Raw genomic sequence first — 12,039 nt, 5'->3', positions numbered from 1 at the left:
TAGTTTAGTTAATTTACATTTAGTGAACGTTACCCATTAATCGCTTTAAAAATGGTGCTAAAATTAAGGTTATTATTGCGGCTCCACCAGCATACATAGCAATCATATGGAACCCGTCAGTATAAACTCCTAATGAGTCAAAACCACCAACATTTTTATCTGTACTTTCAATTGATAATTCCTTACCAATGAATCCTACTATTTGAAATGCAAATGCTGATGATAAAAACCAAACACCCATCATAAATGCGACAATTCTTTTAGGTGACAAATCAGTTATTTTAGATAGCCCAACAGGAGACATAAATAGTTCGCCAACTGATAAAATAAAGTACATAATCATTAAATAAGCAAAAGGCACTTTTCCATTGGCATCTGCACTTTCACCACTAATGGCCAACACATAAAAACTAATGGCAGCAAAGGCTAATCCCATAGCAAACTTAAAGGGCGTTCTTGGATTGATTTTTTTCTTTGATAAAAACTGCCATAACAGAGAAACAGGAATAGCCAAGATAATGATATACATGGCATTAATTGAATTTGTTTGAGCAGCATCAATGACCGATAAGTTTACATTTCTATCAGCAAATAAAGTAATTACACTTCCTGAAAGTTCGTGAAAACCCCAAAAAATAGTCATAAAAATGGTTATAAATATAGCTACAATCAACTTCTTCCTTTCCTCTGGTGAAACATTAGCCAATATGTAAATTAGGTAAGCTAATACCGCAAATCCTATTCCTTTAAAAATAATATTCACAATATTCTGATCGCCAAAAACTGGCTGATAAGATGATAGCAGGAAAGCGATTAATGGAACAGAAAGTAAAGATAAAATAGTCACCAATTTACTGTTCTTAATTCCTAGAACTGGTTTATTATAAGCTTTTTCATCACTAGGCATACCTTGATTTCCAAAAACATTTTTCTTGATTCCACTCCAAAAGAATGCTAATCCCAATAACATACCAAATCCGGCAAGTGCAAAGCCATAATGCCAACCGTACTCACGTCCTAACCAACCACAAAGTAATGGTGAAGCAAAAGCACCAATGTTTATTCCCATATAAAAAATGGTAAATCCTGAATCTTTTCTAGCATCACCATCTTTATACAACGACCCAACAAATGTGGATATATTTGGTTTAAAAAAACCATTTCCAACAACAATAAAGGCTAAAGCTAAAAAGAATGCCATATCATTTTCAACAGCCAAAACAAAATGACCTATTGCCATTAGAATACCACCCAAAAATATTGAATGGCGCATTCCCAAAATACTATCTGAAATTTTACCTCCAACAACTGTTGAGGCATAAACCAATGACCCATATGATGCATATACTGCTGCTGCTGCATAATCTCTAGTTGATAACGCTTCAAAAACAACATCTATCATATAGAGTGTTAGTAAGGCGCGCATGCCATAGAAACTAAATCGCTCCCACAGTTCTGCAAAAAACAAATAGAATAATCCTTTTGGATGTCCAAATAATTCTGGCTCTTCTTTAAAATGGTCTAATTGATCTGCCATATAGTATATATTAGTTAGTTTCTTTTATTAGGTTGTGGAGTATGCTTAACTTTAAAATTTAAAACGAAGACATGTTTCATGTTGAAAAAGTAATTTTAAAATAATGCCAAGTTTACTAAAAATAAAGCAAAAAACCGTATTTATTAACAGTTAAATGGGCAATTGAAACGCAAATCATCCAATAATACTATCTTTACATTTTCAATTTTAGGTAGATGAGCAAACAAATTACTGGCTTTTCAAAATTATCAAAATCCAACAAGATAGATTGGATTGTTAATACGTACTTTTCAAATAAAGAAGATGCCAAAAATATTCTAAAGCAATATTGGAATTCCAACGAAAAATTACAACAATTACATGACGAATTTATTGAAAACACTATAACAAATTACTATTTACCTTTAGGGGTAGCACCTAATTTTCTGATTAATGATAAATTACATACTATCCCAATGGCTATTGAGGAGAGTTCTGTTGTGGCAGCAGCGAGTAAAGCTGCCAAATTCTGGTTAGATAGAGGTGGATTTAAAGCCACGGTTATTTCTACTACTAAAGTAGGTCATGTACACTTTATTTTCTCTGGTAATATTGAGAAACTACAGCGATTTTTTAACGAGGTCAAACCCAAACTTATTGAAGATGCCAAACCCATAACAAAAAATATGGAAAAACGTGGTGGTGGCATTTTAGATATTGAACTAAAGGACAAGACCAGCGCTTTGCCGAACTACTATCAATTGCACGCCACCTTTGAAACAAAGGATGCCATGGGAGCCAATTTTATAAATAGTTGTTTGGAACAGTTTGCCAAAACCCTTAAAAGCGAAGCTTTAAATTTTGAAGAATTTTCAAATGAAGAAAAAGCGATAGAAATCATCATGAGCATTCTATCTAATTATGTCCCTAATTGTCTAGTGCGTGCAGAGGTTTCTTGCCCTATTGACAAATTAAGTGATTCAGATGACATTGATCCTGAAGCCTTCGCAAAAAAGTTTGTACAAGCTGTAAAAATAGCAGAAATAGAACCTTATAGAGCTGTAACACATAACAAAGGTATCATGAATGGTGTTGATGCTGTTGTGCTAGCTACAGGAAATGATTTTAGAGCTGTTGAAGCTGGTGTACATGCTTACGCTTCTAGAAATGGAAATTACAGTAGTTTAACACATGCTAAAATTGAAAATAGTATTTTTTATTTTTGGATAGAACTACCTTTAGCATTAGGAACTGTAGGCGGATTGACAGGATTACATCCATTAGTTAAGCTATCTCTTGAACTACTCCATCATCCATCAGCAAGTGAACTCATGGAAATTGTAGCTGTTGCTGGGTTGGCACAAAATTTCGCAGCCCTACGCTCACTTACAACCACAGGGATTCAAGAAGGTCATATGAAAATGCACCTTATGAATATTTTAAATCAATTTGAAGCTACTGATGCGGAAAAAAACAAACTCATCGAACATTTTAAAACACATGTTGTTACTCATAGTGCTGTAGTTGAAGCTATAAATAAAATGCGCAGTGGAGAATTCTGAATACTACAGTAACGGTAAATTATTACTCACAGGAGAATATCTGGTTTTAGATGGTGCTTTAGGACTCGCGCTTCCTACAAAATATGGTCAATACTTAAATGTTGAAACTAATGATTCCAATTTCATTAACTGGAAAAGCTATGACCAGAATGGTGAAGTTTGGTTTAAGACAATTTTAGAACTAAATGATTTAGATTCTAAAGATTCTTCTGATGATTTAACTAAAAGACTCCTTCAAATTTTAAAAGCAGCCCTACAATTAAATCCTGATTTTTTAGAAACAGGTTGTTCCGTTAAAACAAAATTGACTTTCCCTAAAGATTGGGGATTAGGCACCTCATCAACCCTAATAAACAATATAGCCCAATGGGCTCAAGTTGATCCATACGAATTACTTAAAAAAACCTTTGGTGGTAGTGGTTACGATATTGCTTGCGCGCAACATAACACAGCAATAACATATAGATTAATTGAAGCAGTACGAGATATTCAAACGGTTAATTTTAATCCAAGTTTTAAAGACTGCTTGTATTTTGTGTATTTAAACAAAAAGCAAAACAGTCGCGATGCGATTGAGTCTTACAGACAAAACACAACTGACTTAACCAAAGACATTGAAACCATAAATACCGTAACGGAAAACATAATTACCTGTAAAACACTTTCTGATTTCGAGAACCTAATTAATACACATGAGCAAATATTGAGTTCTATTCTAAACCAAAAACCGATTAAAGAACGTCTATTTTCAGATTTTCAAGGTTCGGCAAAAAGTTTAGGCGCTTGGGGAGGCGACTTTATTTTAGCAACAGCTACCGAAAATCCTTCAGCCTATTTTAAAGCCAAAGGGTTTGAAACAGTTATTTCCTATAATGATTTAATACTCTAAAACGAAAAAGCCTTTCTTTTTAGAAAGGCTTTTTAATTATATTTCAAAACGATTATTGAACCGTTTTAGCTCTATTATCTTCAATCTCTGCAGCTTCTTTTAATGCATTGTACAATTTAGTTGTAACGCCATTAACTTTAGCCGTTTGCACTTGATTGGCAAATCCTTGATAGTTATCCATTTCAGGAGCCAATTCTTTCTTTACAACATGAATCATAAAAACACCTGTTTCACCTTCAATTAATCCAGATGTTTCACCTTGTTCCATACCGAAAGCTGTACCTATTACTAATGGTTCTCTTCCAGCACCTGAAATCGTTGGGTTCTTCATAGTTAATGCTAAAGATGTTCTTGGTGTAATGTTTTCAGCTTTACCTAAATCCTCAACAGTTGTTGCTGTGATTCTAGATTTAATTTGCGCTGCCTTTTTTTCTTTTCTTATTTTTGGTAATGCGGTTACCGATGCTTCTTCGGTTCCCATTAAACCTTCTTTGTTCTTTGCTACTAATTGCACAATAGCATAACCACCAGGCACATTGAAACGCTTATAATCACCTACTTCTGTTTCTTCCTCAAAAGCCCATCTTACTATTTGACGTTGACTGCCCAATCCAGGTATGTTTTCTTCCAATTCTTTTATAGTATTTACAGGACGAACAACATAATCATTTTCTTCAGCTAAAGTCTGGAAATCTCCTTTTTCAAGAGCAATTTCAAAATTAGATGCATCTCTAAACACTTTATTGACAGTCGCTTCAGATGGCTCAATTTTTCTAGCAATAGTAGCAACTTTAACAGCTCGTTGCTTATTCTTTTGTCCCAATATTTCAATTACATGGAATCCAAATGCCGATTTAACAACACCTATATCGCCTGTTTCATTTTCAAAGGTGTAATCCCTGAATTCTGGAACCATAGCATTGTATGTGTACCAATCTAGAACACCATCCTTTTCATTACTTACTTTATCAGCAGAAAAATCTAATAAAGATTTGAATTTTGTAGTATCCGCTTTTACAATACGCATTAAACTATCAGCTGTCGTTTTTGCTTGTGCTTCAGTTTGGGTCGTGGAGTCCGTTGCAGAACGTGAACCAATAAATGGAATTAAAATATGACGCGCTTTAACGGAGTCTGGCATTTGAGTATCAGCAATAACTTTACTTAATTTAAAATGTCCGTTATCCTTATAAGGACCAAAAACCTCACCAACATTCAAATTATAAATACTATCAGCAAATGCGGTTGGCAATTGAGATTTCTTCAAAAAACGATTATCAAATTTAATATCTGAACTTGCAACAAAATTGATATAGTTTGCATGGTCTTTTACTTGCGAAAACGGCTTAATTGTATCTGTTCTACCATTATTATACTCTACTTTACCGTCTTTAAAAGAAATCAACTCTTTTTTTATTTCTTCTTCATCTTCAACCGATGCCACTTCTTTAAATTCAACAAATTGAATATCTCTAGAAGCGTCAACCTTGTATTGTTCTTCGTGTTCTTTTATGTAATTGGTAATTTCTGCTTTTGAAACTGTAATAGTACTATCAGGAATTGAAGAATACGGGATTTGAATAAACTTTAAATCTACTTTATCTCCTTCTAAATGATAAGCCATCTTACCTTCAGCTAGGGTACCAATCATGCCTGCCTTTACCATGTTCATATAATTTTGCTGAAGCGCATTGTTGGCAAGTGCTTTTTCATAATCCACCCATTGTTGGTAAGCAACTTCTGAACTAGATTTTAAATTTTGAATATATTCTGACAGTTTATTTTCATCAAAAATTCCTGCTTCATTTTGAAAGTCTGGATTATTGGCTAATGCACTTTTTAATAAATCGCGCATTTGATCTTTTTCAACTGTAATTCCCAAAGCTTCATATTGACTTTCCATTACAGCATTTCTTACTTCCTGATCCCAAACACGATTCATGGCTTGAGTCGCTGTGCCATTTGGCCCTAACTGTCTTTGTGCTGCTTCAACTTTTTGAAGAAAATCTTCACGGGTAATATCCTTACCGTTTATAGTTGCGACTACATTTTGGGATTTAGCCGATAGTGCATCACTATTTCTAAACAAATCTCCAATTATAAAAGCGAATAAGGCTAACGCAATTACAGCTATTAGTACAATTGATTGTTTTCTAATTTTATTTAAAACTGCCATCTGTCATTTAAATTTTTTACGATATAGTGCGCGAAAATACCATTTTCTATTTAATAATAAAAGTAGAATATCGCTTTAATTGATATAATGTACAGTAAATTAGTCTTCTTGTAGAATTTTCAGTTTTACCAGGTCAATTTTAGTATTTGATACTTCTAAAACCGTGAATTGAAAATCATCTATAACCACTACTTCGTTTTGTTGCGGAATACCTTCTGTTCGGTCAACTATTAAACCACCCAAGGTTTCGAAATTTTCACTTTCGGGTAGTTCCAATTTATAGGTTTCATTGAGATAATCAACTTCTAACCTAGCAGAAAAGACAAAATTCTTATGATCAATTTTTTCTTCTTTTAAAACAACTGTATCGTGCTCATCTTCAATTTCGCCAAATAATTCTTCTACAATATCTTCAACTGTCATAATTCCTGATGTTCCGCCATATTCATCCAACACAACCGCAATACTTTTTCGTTTTTTAATCAATGCGTTCAAAATATCTTTTACCAACATGGTTTCTGGCACAAACTCAACTGGCATGATAACAGATTTAATGGCTTTTGGTTTCTTAAAAAGTTCAAAAGAATGAACATACCCTAAAATATCATCAATGTTATCCTTATAAACAATAATCTTTGAAATACCTGTTTCTGTAAATAAAGCATTGATAGCTTTTACAGACTCGCTCACATCAACCGCTATTATTTCGGTTCTAGGCACCATAACTTCTCTTGCCTTCACTTCAGAAAACTCGAGTGCGTTTTGAAAAATCTGAATTTCAGAATCTAAATCATCATGCGCCTCAACACTTTCCATTTGCTCACTAATATAGTTTCCTAATTCTACTTTTGTAAAGGCTAACTGAACCTGGTCTCCTTCTGTTTTAAAAAATTTCTTGAGTACAAAATCTGAAATCCAAATAACAAAATCTGAAATCCAGGTAAATATCACATAAAAAATATACGCCGGAACTGCCAATATTTTGAGTAATGAATTGGCATAAATTTGAAAAAATACTTTTGGTAAAAACTCGGCAGTAATAAGTATAATAAGTGTCGAAATAATCGTTTGAGTAAGCAAACTCAACTCTACCAACAGTGTATTTACAATAGCAATACTTGAAGGCAGCATAGATTGAAACCAATCTACCAACAGGTCACCCATAAAAAAGCCATAAACTACTAAAGCAATATTGTTTCCAATAAGCATGGTGGCAATAAACTTTGAAGGACTTTCAGTAAGTTTTGATAGTATTTTTGCTAAAAGACCGTCTTGCTTTTTTTCGATTTCTATATGAATTTTATTTGAAGACACATAGGCAATCTCCATTCCAGAAAAAAAAGCTGAAAGTATAAGTGACGAAATTATAATGATAACTTCTGCTGGCATAAGCTAAAGTTACTTTTTATTTTCGAAACGTTTGTTGAATTTTCGTCGAAAGAAAAACATAAACACTGCTGTAGCAGCTAGTAAAATAGAAATATAGTCTACAGTTTCCGATTTCATATACTTCTCAATTGCTACATAAATGAACAGTGCAGCAAATACTAAATAAGCATATTGAAAAAACTTAAATATTTTCATTAAATGAGTTTTAACTAATTTGATGTAAAGATACTTAAAAAAAGATGTTAATGGTAATTTGGGTTCGTTATTCATCAAGGGTTATGATGCCATCAATCTCTAAAACCTCGGCCTGATTAAACTCTGCATCTGAATCAAAACCCTTACCATTAATAATGTCCTGACCTCTTCTAAAGGTTACTGGTTTATTTGTAAATAACCATTCGCGGTTTTGGTCATAATACAATTGCTCTGCAAATAAGGTATCTTGTTCAGCTGATGCCAATATAACGTTTCCTTGCATATCAATAATCCCTGTTTTGTCATACACAATAGCATAATCAGCTATTACAGTACTTTTTTCGTTATTCTCACCAAAAAGGTCTAAATGGGCTCCATTTGGAAATTCATTATAAGCAAAAGCTCTATTGGAAAAATCCAACATTTTAGGGCTTAACAGGTTAGCTGTAACACGACCTGAATCTGTGTATTTTAAGTCAATATTTTCAGCGACACCAATAGGTTCATTTTCAGAAATACCAATTTTATTAACTTCATCTAAATTACTTTTACATGAAAAAAACATAGTCATGGCTGTTACCATGACTATGCTAGAAAATATTTGATATTTTGCTGTAGTCATTAGATTTTAGGAACTGTAATGGTTTTACCAATCCAACAACCTATGCTTATAGATTTACCTGCTTTATCCTCACTAAAAATTTCACTCTTAGTTGGAGCTTTTGCTCTATAACTTGCTGCAGATTGTGCTGCAGAACTTTTTAATGTTGGGTCAACACGACCAGCTTTTTCAGCTTCATCAGCAGCTAACCAAAACACCGCACGCTTGTTAAAGTTTGTGTCACCACAATCATTAGCACTACGATTATACATATCTGCTATTTTTAAGTGCGGACGACCATTAGATGGATTTAACTGCAATGCTTTAGAATAATAATTTCTTGCACTACCAAAGCTACCTCTTTTTCTTAATTTGTCACCTATTTTTTCGTTAAGCTTGGCTTTCTTAAAATTATCAGTTTCTAAACTAATAGCTTGCTCATAGAACTTAACAGCTTCACTAGACTTACCTTCTTTATCCTTTAAAATACCTAAATAATAAGCAGAATTAGCTGAAGGACTCAAAGCATGGTATGCATTTACCAATTTAAAGAACAAAGGGTCATCAGTACATTCTTTTTCCGACATTTTACCAGCTGCACGTTGCAACCATAATGCATTGTCTTTATTCTTTTCAAAGTCTTTAGTATAAAGAGGGATTAAGTTTTCGCAATTAGCACGATCACCCAACTTCTTATCAATTCCACTAGATATTTGATCAAAAGCATTCAAATAACTTTCGTAAAATCTTTTATATCTACCTTCCTTACTTGTAAGGGCTGTTCCAGCATCTTCCTTTGCAACCAATTTATTTAAATCTTCAGAATAATTACCTACTTCAGTTTCTACCTTTTCAGTGATATCATCATATTTGTCAAATAATTCTGCTGCAGATTTCTTACCAGCATCATATAAGTCAACCATCAAAGAGAAATATGTGTATAATGATTTTGGATTAGTAAAGGAGTCTGGATCTGCTTTGTAAGCAGCATCAAAACAGTTATACAATTCTTCATCCGTCATCTTTAACAACTCACGGTTATCATACATTAACTGACAAGACTTGGCACCATATTCACCTTTTTTTGTTTTACTCGCATAATGCATTGCACGCTCATCCCAAAGCTTCTTTAAGTCATTGATAAAAGCAACCTTTTCAGCTCCGTTGGATTTGTCAATCTTGTGTTCTAAAATATCTTCACCTGCAGAGTATATGTTTAAATTTAATTTTGGGCACTTATTTCTAACTTTCATCCAAGGCTCAAATGCAGCATCGTAATTTTTTGCTTTAGCATATTCAGAAAATATCGACAGATTAGTCATACATTCTTCATCCTGTTGTGCTTGCATACCATTAAAACCTAAAAACAATAGCATTAGAGTTAATAATGTAATTCTCGTTTTCATAATATCAAATTTATTGTGTTTATTCATATCTTCTTTTTTGGAACCATCTATCATTTAAAGACAAACTCAAATTAAAATTAATAAAGTTTTCTTGTATTAAATTATTTCTGGTTGTTCCACGTTTACCAATTTCAAAACCTAGGTTGGCATTGGAGAAAAAGTCTCTAGCACTACCTATAGGTAATCCTACTCCAAAAGATATGCCAAACTCATTTATATTAGTATTATTAATATTTAGACCCGTGTCTTCAAAACGTATTCCAGCCCTGTAAACCATTCTACTAAAGTAACTTGAGAAGGAATTATATTTAGGTATAAAAAACCCACCAAGTGCAAATGTTGACCCATTGGAATATTCCGTTCCGTTTGATCCGTGTAATTCATTCACAAATTTTGATGTGTTTTGAAACGTATATTCAGCACCTACAAACCAAATTCTTGGTTGACCAACTCCCGCTCCTAACGAAAATTTGGAAGGCAATAAAAAATTTGTTTCGTCTAATCCTTGAGATCTTAAATCAGCTTCAATTGTGTTTACAACAATCTCCCTGTTTGTAGATGCATTAATAACTATTGTACTAAAATCGCGCTCATTAACTGATTTTAAATTAGTTTCGGGAGTGAATGTAAATCCTGATTTGAGTTCTAACTTATCAGATATTTTAGCCCTGTAAGTTAATCCTATATTTAAACTCAAGCCGCTTAAGTCTGATCGGTTTGTTTCACGTGATTGGAATTGAATCAAATCACCATCATCATTATAATCAAACACAATTGTGCTATTTTGAATATTTCCAAAATTATAGCTTAAATCGACACCTACACTGAAATTGTCATTAATAAGATATCCAAGCGACAAGTATGTACGATTTAAGCCACCATCACCACTGAAACGCTCATTTAATCGATTGCTGTCATCTAATGTCTCTAGCTTATATCCAACTGATGTATAAGGTATTAATCCAACACCAACTCCCAATTTTCCTACAGGAATTGCTAGCGATATATAGTCAAATGTAGAAGATGATAATTTATCTTCTCCTGAATCACTTGATAATTTTAAATTGGTATGAGATCCTGCAACAGAAAACTTGATTGGCCTACCCTCGTTACCGTATAATGCTAAATTCTTTCCAGCATATGAAGCAGGGTTTCTTAAGTTAATGTGGATACTGTCCGTATAGATGCTTAAACCTCCCATACTCCTGTTTTCAACAGTTCCTTTGAATTTAAGGCTACCTATTCCGTAAAATGAATAAGGTGACGAAGTACCATTTTGGGCAAAACTTTTAATGGTAAATAATACGATGAAAACTAATACAAGTTTTTTAATCATTCTTTTGAATTAAATTGTAAAATATAGTTTAAGCCCTCTAAAAGGAAATTAGAGTTCGCAAATATGCTACTTTTTAATTGTTTAGACAAAAAATTAGCATTTCCTCCTGTTAAAATAACTGTTAAATCTGCATATTTTAGTTTATATGCTTCAATTACGCCATCAATTTCATGTAAAACGCCATTGATTACACCAGAATGAATGGCCTCACTGGTTGTATTACCTATCAAGTTTTTTGGCTCTTTAATTTCTAATAACGGAAGATTTGCAGTTAAATTATTTAGTGATTTGTATCGCATTTGAACACCTGGTGATATTGCTCCACCCAAATATTGGTTTTTGTTGTTTATAAAATCAAAAGTAATACACGTACCAGCATCTATTATCAGCACATTTTTATCTGGATATTGAATTGCAGATGCACTAACCAAAGCCAATCTATCTACACCAAGTGTTGTGGGTGTTTTGTATAAATTCTCAAAAGGAAGAGGGGTTGACGAGTCAAGGTAAATTACATGTAATCTTTCTCTAACTAATTTTATATTTTCAACAGGCAAATTTCCTACTGAAGATATTATACAGCTTTGAATATTGGGGAATTTTTTATTTAAAACTTTAAACTCTGCTTCAAAACCAATAACCTCTATACTTCTACTTACTAATAGTTTATCATCCTTGAAAACAGCTAACTTTACGAAAGTATTTCCAACATCTACAATTAAATTCATAGGCAAAATTAAGGTGGTAAATTTACAAAACCATTTTTTATAAATTTTCTTTTGGTGAATAATAAAAACAACTTTATATTTGCATCCGCAATTATGCGACTGGTGCCTTAGCTCAGTTGGTAGAGCAAAGGACTGAAAATCCTTGTGTCCCTGGTTCGATTCCTGGAGGCACCACCAGAAAAAACTCGATTCGTATGAATCGAGTTTTTTGGTTTTAATGGAACTATAATAGTGACAACGC

At 33.1% G+C, this 12,039-nt stretch carries 9 protein-coding genes and 1 tRNA gene; 3 read left to right on the top strand and 7 right to left on the bottom strand.

Annotated features, from left to right (window positions below):
• Positions 1–19: 19 nt before the first annotated feature.
• Complete coding sequence (locus HGK31_RS05470) at positions 20–1,537, bottom strand: peptide MFS transporter (protein ID WP_104735527.1); 1,518 nt, start codon at positions 1,535–1,537, stop codon at positions 20–22.
• 215 nt (positions 1,538–1,752) lie between these two features.
• Here HGK31_RS05470 and HGK31_RS05465 point away from each other — a divergent pair, with 215 nt between their 5' ends.
• Both HGK31_RS05465 and HGK31_RS05460 read left to right on the top strand, forming a co-directional pair.
• Positions 1,753–3,078 carry a hydroxymethylglutaryl-CoA reductase, degradative gene (locus HGK31_RS05465; protein ID WP_191858816.1) on the top strand — a complete coding sequence of 442 codons (1,326 nt, stop codon included), beginning with the start codon at positions 1,753–1,755 and terminating at the stop codon, positions 3,076–3,078.
• Positions 3,065–3,967, top strand: a complete 903-nt coding sequence (locus HGK31_RS05460) for a GYDIA family GHMP kinase (RefSeq protein ID WP_191858815.1) — start codon at positions 3,065–3,067, stop codon at positions 3,965–3,967. The genes HGK31_RS05465 and HGK31_RS05460 overlap by 14 nt, the downstream gene beginning before the upstream one ends.
• A gap of 52 nt (positions 3,968–4,019) precedes the next feature.
• On the opposite strand, the gene HGK31_RS05455 is transcribed toward HGK31_RS05460, so the two are convergent.
• The 6 genes from HGK31_RS05455 to HGK31_RS05430 form a co-directional block, all read right to left on the bottom strand.
• Positions 4,020–6,143, bottom strand: a complete 2,124-nt coding sequence (locus HGK31_RS05455; RefSeq protein ID WP_191858814.1) for a peptidylprolyl isomerase — start codon at positions 6,141–6,143, stop codon at positions 4,020–4,022.
• Between the two features lie 99 nt (positions 6,144–6,242).
• Positions 6,243–7,532 (bottom strand): hemolysin family protein, encoded by a 1,290-nt coding sequence (locus tag HGK31_RS05450; protein WP_191858813.1) that lies wholly within the window; start codon positions 7,530–7,532, stop codon positions 6,243–6,245.
• Between the two features lie 262 nt (positions 7,533–7,794).
• The gene (lptC, locus tag HGK31_RS05445) at positions 7,795–8,349 is read right to left on the bottom strand and encodes an LPS export ABC transporter periplasmic protein LptC (RefSeq protein WP_191858812.1); all 555 of its coding nucleotides are present in this window, start codon (positions 8,347–8,349) and stop codon (positions 7,795–7,797) included.
• On the bottom strand, positions 8,349–9,734 hold the full coding sequence (locus HGK31_RS05440; RefSeq protein ID WP_191858811.1) for a hypothetical protein: 1,386 nt from the start codon (positions 9,732–9,734) through the stop codon (positions 8,349–8,351). Before HGK31_RS05440 ends, lptC begins: the two co-directional genes overlap by 1 nt.
• A 19-nt stretch (positions 9,735–9,753) precedes the next feature.
• Positions 9,754–11,070, bottom strand: coding sequence for a hypothetical protein (locus HGK31_RS05435; protein WP_191858810.1), 1,317 nt, complete (start codon positions 11,068–11,070; stop codon positions 9,754–9,756).
• A complete protein-coding gene (locus HGK31_RS05430; RefSeq protein WP_104735521.1) occupies positions 11,067–11,798 on the bottom strand; it encodes a type III pantothenate kinase in 732 nt (243 codons plus the stop codon). The genes HGK31_RS05435 and HGK31_RS05430 overlap by 4 nt, the downstream gene beginning before the upstream one ends.
• Before the next feature lie 101 nt (positions 11,799–11,899).
• Here HGK31_RS05430 and HGK31_RS05425 point away from each other — a divergent pair.
• Positions 11,900–11,975, top strand: a tRNA-Phe gene (locus HGK31_RS05425).
• Positions 11,976–12,039: the final 64 nt, after the last annotated feature.

It is taken from the genome of Hanstruepera ponticola, assembly GCF_012931685.1.
Lineage (GTDB): Bacteria > Bacteroidota > Bacteroidia > Flavobacteriales > Flavobacteriaceae > Hanstruepera > Hanstruepera ponticola.
The sequence above is the reverse complement of the archived record's forward strand: the minus strand, read 5'-3'. Positions and strand labels throughout refer to the sequence as shown.